This is a genomic window from Streptomyces montanus, assembly GCF_005786655.1.
GTDB lineage: Bacteria > Actinomycetota > Actinomycetes > Streptomycetales > Streptomycetaceae > Streptomyces > Streptomyces sporangiiformans.
In genome coordinates this window covers 1-16029 of record NZ_VBZC01000091.1, presented here as the reverse complement: position 1 = coordinate 16029, position 16029 = coordinate 1, and the positions used below count along the sequence as shown (strand labels likewise).

The 16029-nt window shown below is 70.0% G+C and carries 12 protein-coding genes; 9 read left to right on the top strand and 3 right to left on the bottom strand.

Annotated features, from left to right (window positions below):
• Positions 1-19: 19 nt before the first annotated feature.
• On the bottom strand, positions 20-1159 hold the full coding sequence (locus tag FE633_RS43515; protein WP_246114102.1) for a CAP domain-containing protein: 1140 nt from the start codon (positions 1157-1159) through the stop codon (positions 20-22).
• A 110-nt stretch (positions 1160-1269) separates the two neighbouring features.
• Here FE633_RS43515 and FE633_RS43510 point away from each other — a divergent pair, with 110 nt between their 5' ends.
• From FE633_RS43510 to FE633_RS43495, 4 genes are all read left to right on the top strand, one after another.
• Complete coding sequence (locus tag FE633_RS43510; RefSeq protein ID WP_138050694.1) at positions 1270-1551, top strand: acylphosphatase; 282 nt, start codon at positions 1270-1272, stop codon at positions 1549-1551.
• Between the two features lie 392 nt (positions 1552-1943).
• The gene (locus FE633_RS43505; protein WP_138050693.1) at positions 1944-2147 is read left to right on the top strand and encodes a hypothetical protein; all 204 of its coding nucleotides are present in this window, start codon (positions 1944-1946) and stop codon (positions 2145-2147) included.
• 221 nt (positions 2148-2368) lie between these two features.
• A complete protein-coding gene (locus FE633_RS43500; RefSeq protein ID WP_138050692.1) occupies positions 2369-6010 on the top strand; it encodes an AAA family ATPase in 3642 nt (1213 codons plus the stop codon).
• A gap of 250 nt (positions 6011-6260) precedes the next feature.
• The gene (locus tag FE633_RS43495; protein WP_138050691.1) at positions 6261-7679 is read left to right on the top strand and encodes a sugar porter family MFS transporter; all 1419 of its coding nucleotides are present in this window, start codon (positions 6261-6263) and stop codon (positions 7677-7679) included.
• Positions 7680-7796: 117 nt separating this feature from the next.
• Here FE633_RS43495 and FE633_RS43490 read toward each other — a convergent pair whose 3' ends face one another.
• Entirely contained in the window at positions 7797-8777 is a 981-nt protein-coding gene (locus tag FE633_RS43490) for an LLM class flavin-dependent oxidoreductase (RefSeq protein ID WP_138050690.1), read from the bottom strand.
• A 231-nt stretch (positions 8778-9008) separates the two neighbouring features.
• Here FE633_RS43490 and ftsY point away from each other — a divergent pair, with 231 nt between their 5' ends.
• Positions 9009-10208, top strand: a complete 1200-nt coding sequence (gene ftsY, locus FE633_RS43485) for a signal recognition particle-docking protein FtsY (protein ID WP_138050689.1) — start codon at positions 9009-9011, stop codon at positions 10206-10208.
• A gap of 170 nt (positions 10209-10378) precedes the next feature.
• Here the strand turns inward: ftsY and FE633_RS43480 are convergent, their stop codons facing one another.
• Positions 10379-11041: a bifunctional DNA primase/polymerase gene (locus tag FE633_RS43480; protein WP_138050688.1), complete on the bottom strand. Its 663-nt coding sequence runs from the start codon at positions 11039-11041 to the stop codon at positions 10379-10381.
• Positions 11042-11479: 438 nt separating this feature from the next.
• Here FE633_RS43480 and nsdA point away from each other — a divergent pair, with 438 nt between their 5' ends.
• From nsdA to FE633_RS43460, 4 genes are all read left to right on the top strand, one after another.
• Positions 11480-12955 carry a transcriptional repressor NsdA gene (gene nsdA / locus FE633_RS43475; RefSeq protein WP_138050687.1) on the top strand — a complete coding sequence of 492 codons (1476 nt, stop codon included), beginning with the start codon at positions 11480-11482 and terminating at the stop codon, positions 12953-12955.
• A gap of 315 nt (positions 12956-13270) precedes the next feature.
• On the top strand, positions 13271-14614 hold the full coding sequence (locus FE633_RS43470) for an ammonium transporter (RefSeq protein ID WP_138050686.1): 1344 nt from the start codon (positions 13271-13273) through the stop codon (positions 14612-14614).
• Entirely contained in the window at positions 14611-14949 is a 339-nt protein-coding gene (locus FE633_RS43465) for a P-II family nitrogen regulator (protein ID WP_138050685.1), read from the top strand. Before FE633_RS43470 ends, FE633_RS43465 begins: the two co-directional genes overlap by 4 nt.
• 29 nt (positions 14950-14978) lie before the next feature.
• Positions 14979-16029 (top strand): [protein-PII] uridylyltransferase family protein (locus FE633_RS43460; RefSeq protein ID WP_212747347.1); only part of this gene is annotated, 1051 nt, incomplete at its 3' end.

Below are 16029 nucleotides of genomic sequence, written 5' to 3'. Positions count from 1 at the left end.
TTATCGCTTACCGGTCGTCTCAGTAGCCGAAGTTCTGCGTCCACCAAGGGCCGCCGGAGCCGAAGTGCACGCCGACGCCCAGGGTCTTGAAGTCGCAGTTCAGTATGTTCGCGCGGTGGCCGGGGCTGTCCATCCAGGCCGCCATCACCGCCGCGGCGTCGGCCTGCCCGCGGGCTATGTTCTCGCCGCCGAGGTTCGTTATGCCCGCCTTCTCCGCACGGTCCCAGGGCGTGGCGCCGCTCGGGTCGGTGTGGTCGAAGAAGTTCCGGTCGGCCATGTCCTCGCTGAAGGCCTCGGCCAGCGCGGCCAGCGCCCTGGACGACGTCACGGGGCTGCAACCCGCCTTCTTCCGCTCCTTGTTCACCAGCGAGAGCACCGCTGCCTCGGCCGCGGTCTCCGGGGACACCGCCTTCGGCGGGATGGGCTTGGGTACCTTCGTGGCCGTACGCGTGGGAGTCGGCTTCGTCGTCGACTTCTCCGGCGCCTTCGTGGTCGGCTTCGCGGAGGGCTTCTTCGTCGGCTCGTCCGTCGCCTTCGTGGGCGTCGCCGACGGTGAGGGGGAGCGGTCGGCGTCACGACTCGTGCCCGAGTCGCCGCGGTCGTCCGGGGAGCCGTCCGTGCCGCCCTGCGTCTGAAGCCCGGTCGGTGAGTTCGCGGTCTGCACGTTGCCCGCGTTGTTGTCGCCGTTCGAGTCACCGCCGGGCAGCAGCCCGGAGGCGACCGCGACGGCACCCATCGCGACGGCGGCGGAGACGCCGAGCAGACCCGTGCGTACAGGCGTCGCGGCCTTCTTGCGGCGGCGCGAACCACCGCGCCGAGGGCCGTCGAGAGGCGTGAAGCCGGGCGAGCCGGAGTACGGCGAGCCGGAGCGAGGCGAGGCGGCGTACGCCGTGGTGGCGTACGCGTCGACGTCGCCCGTTGCGTAGAGGTAGGCCTCGCTGCTCTGGTACGTGTCACCCGGCGCGTAGCGGTCGCTCATGCCATAGCCGCCGGCGCTGACCGTCGAGAAGGGGTCAGTCGCGTAGTCACCCGCGTCGGCCGTCGAGTAGCCGCCCGTATAGGTTCCGTGCGTTTGCGTGACCCCCGTGGCGCGGCCTGTGGCGGCGCGCCCGGCGGCGGAGCGTCGGTGGCGTCCCATCTCCTGGCCTTCCTCATCCATACGGTCAACGTTCCTCACTCGAACGGGTGAGGTTCATTGGGTCGGGACGGTACCGCATGGCGCAGGGGGAGGAAGCGCTCCCGGAGCAATTGCTTGGTTAGCGTGCACCCATGAACGAAGATGTGCGGCTGGTGGCCTGGGTGCGCGGAAGGGTACAAGGTGTCGGTTTTCGCTGGTTCACGCGTGCCAAGGTGTTGGAGATCGGCGGCTTGAGTGGCTTTGCTCTCAATCTGCCGGACGGACGGGTCCAGGTGGTGGCGGAGGGCCCGCGGACCGGATGCCAGGGGCTGCTCGACTGGCTCCAGGGTGACGACACGCCCGGCCTCGTCGAGGGAGTGACTGAGATTTGGGACACGCCCCGGGGCGGCTACGACGGCTTCGCCATCCGCTGAGATCCCTCGCCGTTCGACCGGTCGGAACACCGCAGGCCGGGCGCTCAGACAGGCCCGAGGCACCTGCCCCGGGCAGAAACCGCCTGGTTGTTGCCAAGAACCGCTTGCCGTGGCAGGCTCCGCAAGGAAGGATGATCGACACGCCCTCAGGGCCCCCGAGGAGAGGTCGCGCCGCCCGTTTTCCGGCCGCGCGCACGGGGCTGCCCGCCAATACGGGGCGTGATCGTGTTGACCGTCAAACTTTTTGGTGAGACGCTGAAAGCCCCGCGCACCTTAGCTGTTTGGCATGTAAGAACGGCAGCAAAAACTCAACAGTGCCAAGCATCACGGGTGCGATTCCCTCACGACCCACACCGTTCCGGTCGGTCACTCAGTGTGGAGGACCATCCATCATGGCAAAGGCGCTTCTCGGTTACGTCGGCGGCTCTGACCCGCGACTCCTCGCCGAGATGCGACGGCTCCAGCAGCGCGTACAGGACCTGGAATCCGAGCTCGTACGGATCCAGGCCGAGAACGACGCGTTGACGGCTGCCGCTTCTCACGACGAGCTTATGGAGAGCATCGACGTACCCCAGGCGGAGCCTGCGCTCACCTGACCATCCAGCACCGCTACGACGCGATCAGTGATCAGCTGTCCGTGTCAAGTCGCTCAACCAGTGTTTGCAAGGGACGCTTCGGCGTCCCTTCTTTCTTGGCCCCGCGTACTCTGTCCCGCGCACTCTTTCACTCTCTTTAACGTCTGATGTGCCCTGCACGTTCATGGGTGAAACCGCGGGTTCATGGAGTGAGACACAGGTGCGAGGTAAAGTCCAGCGGCGTGCACCTCAAGGCCCTGACCCTCCGCGGGTTCAAATCGTTCGCCTCGGCGACCACGCTGCGGTTCGAGCCGGGCATCACGTGTGTCGTGGGCCCCAACGGTTCGGGCAAGTCCAATGTCGTGGACGCGCTCAGCTGGGTCATGGGCGAGCAGGGGGCCAAGTCGCTGCGCGGCGGCAAGATGGAGGACGTCATCTTCGCCGGCACCACCGGGCGGCCGCCGCTCGGCCGCGCCGAGGTGTCCCTGACCATCGACAACTCCGACGGTGCGCTGCCCATCGAGTACGCCGAGGTCACCATCACGCGGATCATGTTCCGCAACGGCGGCAGCGAGTACCAGATCAACGGCGACACCTGCCGTCTCCTGGACATCCAGGAACTGCTCTCCGACTCCGGCATCGGCCGGGAGATGCACGTCATCGTCGGCCAGGGCCAGCTCGACTCCGTCCTGCACGCCGATCCGATGGGCCGCCGCGCCTTCATCGAGGAGGCCGCGGGCGTCCTCAAGCACCGCAAGCGCAAGGAGAAGGCGCTGCGGAAGCTGGACGCGATGCAGGCGAACCTCGCGCGCGTGCAGGACCTGACGGACGAGCTGCGGCGTCAGCTCAAGCCACTGGGCCGGCAGGCGGCGGTCGCGCGCCGGGCAGCGGTGATCCAGGCGGACCTCCGCGACGCCCGCCTGCGTCTGCTCGCCGACGATCTCGTACGACTCCGCCAGGCGCTCCAGGCCGAGGTCGCCGACGAGGCCGCGCTCAAGGAACGCAAGGACGCCGCCGAGGCCGAGCTGAAGAAGGCACTCCAGCGGGAGGCGCAGCTCGAGGACGAGGTGCGGCGCCTCACACCACGGCTCCAGCGAGCCCAGCAGACCTGGCACGAGCTGTCGCAGCTGGCCGAGCGGGTGCGCGGGACGATCTCGCTGGCCGACGCGCGCGTCAAGAGCGCCTCCAGCCAGCCTCCCGAGGAGCGTCGCGGACGCGATCCCGAGGACATGGAGCGCGAGGCCACCCGGATCCGTGAGCAGGAGGCCGAGCTGGAGGCGGCTCTGGAGGCGGCCGAGCGGGCCTTGGAGGACACGGTCGACCATCGCGCCGAACTGGAGCGCGAACTGGCGGTGGAGGAGCGGCGCCTGAAGGACGTGGCCCGCGCCATCGCCGACCGCCGCGAGGGGCTCGCCCGGCTGAACGGCCAGGTCAACGCGGCCCGTTCGCGTGCCGCCTCGGCCCAGGCCGAGATCGACCGCCTGGCCTCCGCGCGGGACGAGGCCCAGGAGCGGGCTGTCGCGGCGCAGGAGGAGTACGAGGCGCTCAAGGCCGAGGTCGACGGTCTGGACGCGGGCGACGCGGATCTGACCGAGCGGCACGAGGCGGCCAAGTCGGCGCTGGCCGAGGCCGAGACCGCCCTCGCGACGGCCCGCGAGGCGGCCACGTCCGCGGAACGCAGGCGCGCGGCCACCCAGGCCCGCCACGAGGCACTGGCCCTCGGCCTGCGCCGCAAGGACGGCACGGGCGCGCTGCTGGAGGCGCAGGACCGTCTCACCGGACTGCTCGGCCCGGCCGCCGAGCTGTTGTCGGTGACCCCGGGCCACGAGGTCCCGCTCGCCGCCGCCTTCGGCGCGGCTGCGGACGCCATCGCGGTGACTACCCCGTCCTCGGCCGCCGACGCCATCCGCCTGCTCCGCAAGCGGGACGCGGGACGAGCGGCCCTGCTGCTGGCGGGGGCGCCCGAGGAGACGGCGGCGAGGGCGAGCGCCCTTGACGCGGCACAGCCGACGGGGACTCGCCCCGCAGCCGCCCCGCCCTACGGCGACCCCGGCGGCGCACCGCCGGAGCGCGGCGGTCCCGGGTACCCGTACGCCGCCGATCTGGTCCGGGGCCCCTCCGAACTCATGCCCGCCGTACGCCGTCTGCTGCGCGGCATCGTGGTGGTGGGGACCCTTGAGGACGCCGAGGATCTTGTGTACGCGCGGCCGGATCTCACCGCCGTCACCGCCGAAGGCGATCTGCTCGGGGCGCACTTCGCACACGGTGGGTCGGCCGGGGCGCCGAGTCTGCTCGAAGTGCAGGCGTCCGTCGACGAAGCCGCTGCCGAGCTCGAAGAACTCGCCGTGCGGTGCGAGGAGTTGACCGAGGCCCAGCACCTCGCCACCGAACAGCGCAGAGAACGTGTGGCGCTGGTCGAGGAGCTGGGGGAGCGACGGCGGGCCGGTGAGCGGGAGCGGTCGGCGGTGGCCCAGCAGCTGGGACGGCTGGCCGGGCAGGCGCGAGGGGCCGCCGGGGAGGCGGAGCGCAGCACCGCCGCGGCCGCGCGGGCGCAGGAGGCCCTCGACAGGGCCGTACAGGAGGCGGAAGAGCTGGCCGAACGGCTCGCCGTGGCCGAGGAGATGCCGGTCGAGGAGGAGCCCGACACCTCCGTGCGGGACCGGCTCGCCGCGGACGGAGCCAATGCGCGGCAGACCGAGATGGAGGCCCGGCTCCAGGTGCGTACGCATGAGGAGCGGGTCAAGGGGCTTGCGGGGCGGGCCGATTCGCTGGACCGGGCCGCGCGCGCCGAACGTGAGGCACGCGCGCGTGCCGAGCAGCGCAGGGCGAGGCTCAGGCACGAGGCCGCCGTCGCCGAGGCCGTGGCCGCGGGCGCTCGGCAACTCCTCGCGCATGTCGAGGTCTCGGTGGGCAGGGCCGACGAGGAGCGCGCCGCCGCCGAGAGCGCCAAGGCGCTGAGGGAGCAGGATCTCGTCGCGGCTCGCAACGAGGGACGGGATCTCAAAGCGGAACTCGACAAACTCACGGATTCAGTGCACCGCGGCGAGGTACTCGGCGCCGAGAAGCGGCTGCGGATCGAGCAGCTGGAGTCGAAGGCGCTGGAGGAACTCGGTGTGGAACCGGCGGGTCTCGTGGCCGACTACGGCCCGGATCAGCTCGTGCCGCCCTCGCCCCCCGCCGAGGGCGAGGAACTGCCCGAGGACCCCGAGCACCCGCGCAACCAGCCCCGGCCGTTCGTCCGTGGAGAGCAGGAGAAGCGGCTCAGGTCGGCCGAGCGGGCCTACCAGCAGCTCGGCAAGGTCAACCCGCTGGCCCTGGAGGAGTTCGCCGCCCTCGAGGAGCGCCACAAGTTCCTCAGTGAGCAGCTGGAGGACCTCAAGAAGACGCGCGCCGATCTTCTGCAGGTGGTGAAGGAAGTCGACGAGCGCGTCGAGCAGGTCTTCACCGAGGCCTTCTGGGATACGGCCCGGGAGTTCGAAGGTGTCTTCAGCCGGCTGTTCCCGGGCGGTGACGGGCGGCTGATCCTGACCGATCCCGACAACATGCTCACCACGGGCGTGGATGTGGAGGCCCGGCCTCCGGGGAAGAAGGTCAAGCGCCTGAGCCTGCTGTCCGGTGGTGAGCGCTCGCTGACCGCCGTGGCGATGCTCGTGTCGATCTTCAAGGCGCGGCCGAGCCCGTTCTATGTGATGGACGAGGTCGAGGCGGCGCTCGACGACACCAACCTGCAACGGCTCATCCGGATCATGCAGGAGCTGCAGGAGGCCTCGCAGCTGATCGTGATCACCCACCAGAAGCGCACGATGGAGGTCGCCGACGCGCTGTACGGCGTCTCCATGCAGGGCGACGGGGTGTCGAAGGTCATCAGTCAGCGACTTCGTTAGCCGTGCGGTGCCGCAGCTCTGCGGCTGCGGGGCACATTACATTCAATCATTGAACACAAGTCCTTCACTTGCGCAGGTGTGACGCTGGTAAATCCATCGTCACCCCCCTGTTGACTTCGATACTTGAAGGCATAACCTCGGAAACATTGCATTTACCTTCAGGTGGTGGGCGGCGCGGCAGGACGCTGTGTGCCGCTGGAAAGGTCCGCCCCCACCCCGGCAGCGAGGCCGGTGGCCCGAGGAGATACATGTGACCAGCTCAGCGCAGGCACTCAAGTCAGGAGCCCGAGAGGCTCATCCCGAGCATCTCGCCCATGTCATCTTCATCGCGGCCGCGGCCGCGATGGGCGGCTTCCTCTTCGGCTACGACAGCGCCGTGATCAACGGCGCCGTCGAAGCCGTCCGGGACCGCTACGACATCGGCTCCGCAGCCCTGGCCCAGGTCATCGCCATCGCACTGATCGGCTGTGCGATCGGTGCCGCCACGGCGGGCCGGATCGCCGACCGCATCGGCCGCATCCGCTGTATGCAGATCGCGGCCGTGCTGTTCACGGTGAGCGCCGTCGGTTCCGCGCTGCCCTTCGCGCTGTACGACCTGGCGCTCTGGCGCGTCGTCGGCGGCTTCGCCATCGGTATGGCCTCCGTGATCGGCCCCGCCTACATCGCCGAGGTCGCCCCCGCCGCCTACCGGGGACGGCTCGCCTCCTTCCAGCAGGCCGCGATCGTCATCGGCATCGCCGTCTCGCAGCTGGTCAACTGGGGCATCCTGAACGCCGCGGACGGCGACCAGCGCGGCAAGCTGCTGGGCCTGGAGGCCTGGCAGGTCATGCTCGGCGTCATGGTCGTCCCGGCCGTCCTCTACGGCCTGCTCTCCTTCGCGATCCCCGAGTCGCCGCGCTATCTCATCGCCGTCGGCAAGGAGGCGCGCGCCCGTGAGGTGCTCGCCGAGGTCGAGGGCAAGGGCGTCGACCTGGACGCCCGTGTGCTGGAGATCGAGCAGGCCATGAAGAGCGAGCACAGGTCCGTCTTCAAGGACCTGCTCGGCGGCAGCTTCTTCTTCAAGCCGATCGTCTGGATCGGCATCGGCCTCTCCGTCTTCCAGCAGTTCGTCGGCATCAACGTCGCGTTCTACTACTCCTCGACGCTGTGGCAGTCGGTCGGCGTCGACCCGACGGAGTCGTTCTTCTACTCGTTCACGACGTCGATCATCAACATCGTCGGCACAGTGATCGCCATGATCTTCGTCGACCGGATCGGTCGCAGGCCGCTCGCGCTCATCGGTTCCGTGGGCATGGTCATCGGTCTCGCCCTGGAGGCCTGGGCCTTCTCCTTCGACCTCGTCGACGGCAAGCTGCCCAGCACCCAGGGGTGGGTGGCGCTGATCGCCGCCCACGTGTTCGTCCTGTTCTTCGCCCTCTCCTGGGGCGTGATCGTCTGGGTCTTCCTCGGCGAGATGTTCCCGAACAAGATCCGCGCCGCCGCCCTCGGCGTCGCCGCATCCGCGCAGTGGATCGCCAACTGGGCCATCACCGCGAGCTTCCCGTCCCTGGCCGAGTGGAACCTCTCCGTGACCTACGTGATCTACACGGCCTTCGCCGCCCTCTCCATCCCCTTCGTGCTCAAGTTCGTGACGGAGACCAAGGGCAAGGCATTGGAGGAGATGGGCTAGGCCGGCCCGTACGCCTCGCGGGCTCCCGCAGAGCCCGCGACGGCTCCCCGAAGCGCGGGGAGACGGGCCCAGTCCCCGCTGCCCTCTCCCCGTACCCGTAAGACGTACTGCCCCGGCTCATCCCTCCAGGGTCTTGAGCCGGGGCAGTACGTTTTCGCAGAACAGGTGCATGCTGCGCCAGCCCTCGTCGACCGGCATCCCGCCGGACAGCGGATGCAGTACGTAGCTGTCGAGGCCCTGGGCCAGGCACTCGTCCGGCGTCAGGATCCGGTACACGCCCTCGGCGCGCAGCTCGTCGACCGTCGTGGCCTCCGACTTCACCGCGGAACGGATGTCGCCGGACTGCCAGGAGGCGTACGTCCGTGCCTCGTGCAGGAAGTGCTCTCCGTGCTCGGCCCACACGCGGTCCGGATCCTCGGCGAGGTGCAGCAGCGGGGTGACGGCCGCAGGCATCATGGTCCAGCCCTCCGTGCCGTATTCGACCAGTCGCTCCTTGTAGTACGCCTCCAGCTCCGGCAGATGCGCGCTCGGGAAGAACGGCAGCCCGAGCCGGGCGGCACGCCGGGCCGCGGCCTTCGACGAGCCCCCGACCAGCAGGAGCGGGTGAGGCCGGGTGAACGGGCGTGGTGTGACGCGGACCGTACGGCCGCGGAACTCGAACTCCTCGCCCGACCAGGCCTTGAGCACCGTCTCCAGCAGCTCGTCCTGGAGTTTTCCACGCCGCTTCCACTCGACGTCGAAGAGCGCGTACTCCTCGGGCCGGTACCCGATCCCCGCTACGGTCACCAGGCGTCCGCCGCTGAGCAGGTCCAGTACGGCGATCTCCTCGGCCAGCCGCAGCGGATCGTGCAGCGGGCCGATGATCGCCGAGATGGTGACCGCGATCCGCCGGGTCGCTCCGAAGACCGCGCCCGCGAAGGCGAAGGGTGAGGGCAGCCAGTTGTTGGCGACGCCGTGGTGCTCCTCGGTCTGCACGGTGGTCATCCCGCGGTCGTCGGCGTACGCGGCCATCTCCAGGGCGGCCTGGTAGCGGGCGCTGAGCGATTCGCTCGTCGCGCCGGGTTCGACCAGGTTGAAGCGTATGACCGTGACAGGCATCGCGGGCCCCCTTCGACGGGTTCGGGAGAAGGGGGACGGTAGCTGACGGGGCGTCAGACGGCTAGAGAGGCGACATCAGGACGCCGTGGTGGGCCCGGCGGGACGGACCCGTCCGGCCTGCGGGGAAGGACCGTCCGGCCCGCGGGGAAGGGCGGCCCGGCCGCGGGGAAGGAAAGTCCACGCGAGGAGGACGGACGATCGTCAGAGGGGTCACGCCATACTGGTGGAGTTATGGAAATCCTCATCCTTGCTGTAGTCATCGCCGTGGTCGTGATCGCCGCGCTCGGCGGGCTCGTCGTCGGCAGCCGCAAGAAGAAGCGGCTGCCTCCGCAGGCGCCCACCACGACGCCCGACATCACCGCCCCTCCGGCCGAGCCGCACGTCGGCGACGAGGCCGAGACACCGCGCGAAGAACCGCGCCGCACGATCGAGGAGGTGGATCTTCCGGACACCTCGGGGGCCGTTGCCGTCGAGGAACCCCCGGCCGCTCCCGAGATCGAGATCCCCGAGCCGACCGCCGGGCGCCTGGTGCGTCTGCGCGCCCGGCTCTCCCGCTCGCAGAACGCGCTCGGCAAGGGGCTGCTCACGCTGCTCTCGCGCGAGCACCTCGACGACGACACCTGGGAGGAGATCGAGGACACGCTGCTCACCGCCGATGTCGGTGTGCAGCCCACCCAGGAGCTGGTCGAGCGGCTGCGTGAGCGTGTGAAGGTGCTCGGCACCCGCACGCCCGAGGAACTGCGTGGCCTGCTGCGCGAGGAGCTGCTCACGCTGGTCGGTGCCGACCTGGACCGCACCGTCCGGACCGAGCCGGAGGCCAGCAAGCCCGGCATCGTGATGGTCGTCGGCGTCAACGGCACCGGCAAGACGACCACCACAGGCAAGCTCGCCCGTGTCCTCGTGGCCGACGGCCGGAGTGTCGTCCTCGGTGCCGCCGACACCTTCCGTGCCGCCGCCGCCGATCAGCTGCAGACCTGGGGCGAGCGGGTCGGCGCCCACACCGTGCGCGGCCCCGAGGCCGGCGACCCCGCTTCCGTCGCCTTCGACGCGGTCAAGGAAGGCAAGGAGATCGGCGCCGACGTCGTCCTCATCGACACCGCCGGGCGGCTGCACACCAAGACCGGCCTCATGGACGAGCTCGGCAAGGTCAAGCGCGTCGTCGAGAAGCACGCGCCGCTCGACGAGGTGCTGCTCGTCCTGGACGCCACCACCGGTCAGAACGGCCTGGTGCAGGCCCGTGTCTTCGCCGAGGTCGTCGACATCACGGGCATCGTCCTGACCAAGCTCGACGGCACGGCCAAGGGCGGCATCGTCGTCGCTGTCCAGCGCGAGCTGGGCGTCCCCGTCAAGCTCGTCGGTCTCGGCGAGGGCGCGGACGACCTGGCACCGTTCGAGCCGGAAGCCTTCGTGGATGCTCTTATCGGCGACTGAGCGCGCGTACGCGAGTACCTGGAACCCGGTACACACCCGAGACAGGGCCCCACGCCATGGTGCAGATGGTGTGGGGCCCTGCGTTCTGTGCGCCTGAACCGGTGCCGCTCTCGCGCATGTGGTTGCTCGCCGTCGTCAGCGCCGCCCGTCGGGAGCGCCGCCCGTCTGGGCTACGCGCGCGAGCGATGCGCCACGTACGCCAAGGTTCCCAGCAGCAGCCTCGCGGCCGGCGGCTTCGTCGCCGTGTCGAGGGCGGGGGAGCGCAGCCAGCGGACCGGGCCGAGGCCGGCGCGGTCGGAGGGCGGGGCCGTGATGTGCATACCGGCGCCCAGGCCGTGCAGGTCGAGCGACGCGTCGTCCCAGCCCATGCGGTAGAGCAGCTCGGGCAGCTCGGCCGCCGCGCCGGGGGCGACGAAGAAGTGAGCGCGGCCGTCCGGGGTCGCCGTCACGGGGCCCAGCGGGAGCCCCATCCGTTCGAGCCGGATCAGCGCGCGACGCCCGGCTGCCTCGGCGACCTCGATCACGTCGAAGGCGCGCCCCACGGGCAGCATCACCGCGGCGCCGGGAAACTCGCTCCAGGCCTCGGTCGCCTCGTCGAGCGTGGCACCGGCCGGAATGACCGGCGCGAAGCCCAGCGGATGGGACCCCGGGGCCGGGCAGTCGGTGCTGCCGCACGAGCAGGCCCCCGCGGCCGCTCGGGCGCCGGGCACCACGTCCCAGCCCCACAGTCCGGTGAACTCGGCCACGGCGGTGCACTCTGACGAGCGGCCGCGGCGCCGTGAGCCGGGTCGGATTTCGCGAATCCCCCGGCTGCCGCCGATCGTGAAGCCCATGCCCCCTCCAACGGGTTCAGCTCGCCGATGGTTACGCGACGGAATCGGAACGTGACTCTGCGTTCCCATCGGTGCCTGGAACCAAGCGGCGCCCGAGTGTGTCCCGGGTTGCGTGTTCGGCTCCGTGCGCCCCATCGTGCATCGCTGCTCCCACTCCTTGCCGTCCTGTGTCAAGTGAATCGCGTGGAGGCAATCAGGAGTTCATTCAAAGGGGTGGCGAATGGTGGCGTTTCGGAGTTCCCCATGGCTGGACGGGTGATCGTAGGATTACTGTCAGTGCACGGTCCTGGGGACGCATGCACTCGTGGGTATGCCGGAGGCAAGTCGGTTCCTCGTTCGAGAGGTGAGAACCACCGGACGGGCGACCGCGGTTACCGGCAATCTGGTAGGGCTTGGCGCACACAACGCGCAAGTGGTTTCAGGGATGGGGGCGTTCCAGTGGGCGGCAACGGCGGAAGCGGTATGAACGCTGACAAGCGCCCCAACGATCTGCTGGGTTCGTGGTTCGTGCGCAGCGGCTGGTCCAAGGGCGAGCTGGCGCGCCAGGTGAACCGACGGGCTCGTCAGCTGGGGGCCAACCACATCTCCACGGACACCTCGCGTGTGCGCCGCTGGCTCGACGGGGAGAACCCGCGCGAGCCGATCCCGCGGATCCTGTCCGAGCTGTTCTCCGAGCGCTTCGGCTGTGTCGTCGCCGTCGAGGACCTCGGTCTGCGCGCCGCACATCAGTCACCGTCCGTGTCCGGGGTCGACCTGCCCTGGACGGGCCCGCAGACCGTCGCGCTGATCAGTGAGTTCTCGCGCAGCGACCTGATGCTGGCCCGCCGCGGCTTCCTCGGTACGTCGCTGGGGCTGTCCGCCGGCTCCGCGCTGATCGAGCCCATGCAGCGCTGGCTGGTGCCCGGCCCCACCGCGCCCCGCGACGAGCCCGAGTCCTCCGCCGCCTCACGTCGCGCCGGCCGGCTTTCCAGGCCCGAGCTCGATCTGCTCGAGTCCACCACGGCCATGTTCCGGCAGTGGGACGCCCAGTGCGGTGGCGGCCTGCGCCGCAAGGCGGTCGTCGGCCAGTTGCACGAGGTGACGGACCTCCTCCAGGAGCCGCAGCCCGGGGCCACCGCCAAGCGCCTGTTCAAGGTCGCCGCCGAGCTCGCCGAGCTGGCCGGCTGGATGAGCTACGACGTCGGGCTGCAGCCCACCGCGCAGAAGTACTTCGTCCTCGCCCTGCACGCCGCGAAGGAAGCCGGCGACAAGCCGCTGGGCTCGTACATTCTGTCCAGCATGAGCCGCCAGATGATCCACCTCGGACGGCCCGACGACGCCCTGGAGCTGATCCACCTCGCGCAGTACGGGAGCCGCGACTGCGCGAGCCCGCGTACGCAGTCCATGCTGTATGCGATGGAGGCCCGGGCCTACGCCAATATGGGCCAGCCCGGCAAGTGCAAGCGCGCCGTCCGGATGGCCGAGGACAGCTTCCAGGACGCCGAGGAGTCCGCCGAGCCCGAGCCCGACTGGATCCGCTTCTTCTCCGAGGCGGAACTGCACGGGGAGAACTCCCACTCCTACCGCGACCTGGCCTATGTGGCGGGCCGCAGCCCCACCTACGCCTCGCTCGCCGAGCCGGCCATGGCGAAGGCCGTCGACCTCTTCGAGAAGGACGCCGAGCATCAGCGTTCGTACGCACTCAACCTCATCGGGATGGCCACGGTGCATCTGCTGCAGCGGGAGCCCGAGCAGGGCGCGGTGCTGGCCAAAAGGGCCCTCACGATCGCCAAGAAGGTGCGCTCCGAGCGGGTCAACACTCGTATCCGAAAGACCGTCGACACGGCCGTACGCGACTTCGGAGACACCGCCGAGGTGCTGGATCTGACCGAGCAACTGGCCGTTGATCTGCCCGAGACCGCGGACGCGGTCTGACCCCGGGACTCCGGCCGCGGCCCGCCATCCCGAACAGCCCGACTCGGCTCCCTCATGCCAGGTCACCGGATGGCCGGCCGTGGCCGGTTCCGCTGCCTCAGGGGAAGGTTGCGCCACGATAACGATGGGCGCGACCGGCATCCGGCAGTTCATCGACACGTAACACGCAGGGCGTCTTCGTCACGGCAGTGAAACATCGAGGGGCTTCGACCGAAACGGCGCTGCGCCAATCTCGTGCCGCATAACCCGCCTCACCCTCCTGCCCGCTCAAAGGCTTCGCCCGCACGGGGCCGTACCAACAACGAGGAGACGCCGATGGCACCGGCCATCACGCTTGCGGCGGAGACGCATCTGTCCTCCGCCAACACAGGCTTCATGCTCATCTGTTCCGCCCTGGTGCTGATCATGACGCCCGGACTGGCCTTCTTCTACGGAGGCATGGTCCGCGTCAAGAGCACCCTGAACATGCTGATGATGAGCTTCATCAGCATGGGGATCATCACCATCCTGTGGGTGCTGTACGGCTTCTCCCTCGCATTCGGGACCGACAGCGGCAGCATCATCGGCTGGTCTTCGGACTACGTGGGCCTGAGTGGAATCGGCCTGACCCAGCTCTGGGACGGCTACACCATCCCGATCTACGTCTTCGCCGTCTTCCAGCTGATGTTCGCGATCATCACGCCCGCCCTGATCAGCGGCGCGCTCGCCGACCGCGTGAAGTTCACGGCCTGGTCCCTGTTCATTGCCCTGTGGGCCACGGTCGTGTACTTCCCGATCGCGCACTGGGTGTGGGGCACGGGTGGCTGGGCGTTCGAGCTCGGTGTGATCGACTTCGCCGGTGGTACGGCGGTCCACATCAACGCGGGTGCCGCGGCGCTCGGCGTGATCCTCGTCATCGGCAAGCGCGTCGGCTTCAAGAAGGACCCGATGCGCCCGCACAGCCTGCCGCTGGTCATGCTCGGCGCCGGTCTGCTGTGGTTCGGCTGGTTCGGATTCAACGCCGGCTCGTGGCTCGGCAACGATGACGGCGTCGGCGCGCTGATGTTCATCAACACGCAGATCGCCACCGCCGCGGCCATGCTGGCCTGGCTGCTCTACGAGAAGATCCGCCACGGCGCGTTCACCACGCTTGGTGCCGCCTCCGGCGCGGTCGCCGGTCTGGTCGCGATCACCCCGTCCGGTGGTTCCGTGTCCCCGCTCGGCGCGATCGCGGTCGGCGCCATCGCCGGTGTGCTCTGCGCCATGGCCGTGGGTCTCAAGTACAAGTTCGGCTACGACGACTCGCTCGACGTGGTCGGCGTCCACCTGGTCGGCGGTGTCGTGGGCTCCCTGCTCATCGGCTTCTTCGCCACCGGCGGCGGCCAGTCCGACGCGTCGGGCCTCTTCTACGGCGGCGGACTCGACCAGTTCTGGAAGCAGTGCGCCGGTGTCTTCGCGGTCCTCGCCTACTCCCTGGTCGCCTCCGCGGTCCTCGCCTTCCTGATCGACAAGACGATCGGGATGCGGGTCTCCGAGGACGACGAGGTCGCGGGCATCGACCAGGCGGAGCACGCCGAGACCGCATACGACTTCAGTGGTGGCGGCGGCGGCGCGGCGTTCAGCGCCGCACCCTCCTCCCCGTCTCAGGACGCCCCGGCGAGCAAGAAGGTGGACGCATGAAGCTCATCACCGCCGTCGTCAAGCCCCACCGGCTCGACGAGATCAAGGAAGCCCTCCAGGCCTTCGGGGTACACGGCCTGACGGTCACGGAGGCCAGCGGCTACGGTCGGCAGCGGGGACACACCGAGGTCTACCGGGGCGCCGAGTACACGGTCGACCTGGTGCCCAAGATCCGCATCGAGGTGCTGGCCGAGGAGGACGACGCCGAGCAGATCGTCGACGTCATCGTCAAGGCGGCCCGTACCGGCAAGATCGGAGACGGCAAGGTCTGGTCCATCCCGGTCGAGACGGCTGTCCGGGTCCGGACCGGCGAGCGCGGACCCGACGCGCTCTAAGGGCAGGGAAGAAGAACAGGAGTCGCTGGGTGACGAGTACGGACGTACGCAAGGATGCAGAGGACTCGGGACCCAGCGGCTACGCGGCGGCCCGGCTGCGCCTCCTCCAGGAGGGGGCGCGGTCCGGGCCGCCGCGCCGTGCGGCCCTGGCGGAACTGACCGACGACTGGCTCACCGGACTGTTCGACGCCGGAGCGGACGCCCTGCGCGGCGTCTCGCTGGTCGCCGTCGGCGGCTACGGCCGCGGCGAACTCTCCCCCCGCAGCGATCTCGATCTGCTGCTCCTGCACGACGGCAGCGACTCCAAAGCGGTCGCCGCCCTCGCCGACCGCATCTGGTACCCGGTGTGGGACCTCGGCCTCGCCCTCGACCACTCCGTCCGCACGCCGGCCGAGGCGCGCAAGACCGCCGGCGAGGACCTCAAGGTGCAGCTCGGCCTTCTCGACGCCCGCCACCTCGCGGGCGACCTCGGCCTCACCGCCGGACTGCGTACGGCCGTTCTCGCGGACTGGCGCAACCAAGCCCCCAAACGCCTGCCCGACCTCCAGGAGCTGTGCGCAGAACGGGCCGAGCGCCAGGGCGAGTTGCAGTACCTCCTCGAACCGGACCTCAAAGAGGCGCGCGGCGGACTCCGTGACGCCACCGCGCTGCGCGCCGTCGCGGCCTCCTGGCTCGCGGACGCCCCGCGCGAGGGCCTCGCCGACGCGCGCAAGCGGCTGCTGGACGTCCGTGACGCGCTGCACCTGGCCACCGGCCGCGCCACCGACCGGCTGTCGCTCCAGGAACAGGACCAGGTCGCCGCGGAACTCGGCCTGCTGGACGCCGACACCCTGCTGCGGGAGGTGTACGAGGCCGCACGCGTGATCTCGTACGCCAGTGACGTCACCTGGCGCGAGGTGGGGCGCGTGCTCAGGTCGCGCGCCGTACGCCCGCGCCTGCGCGCCATGCTCGGCGGCGGCAAGCCCGTCCCCGAGCGGTCGCCGCTGGCCGAGGGGGTCGTCGAGCAGGACGGTGAGGCCGTCCTCGCCCGCGCCGCGCGCCCCGAGCGCGACCCCGTACTGCCGCTGCGCGCCGCCGCCG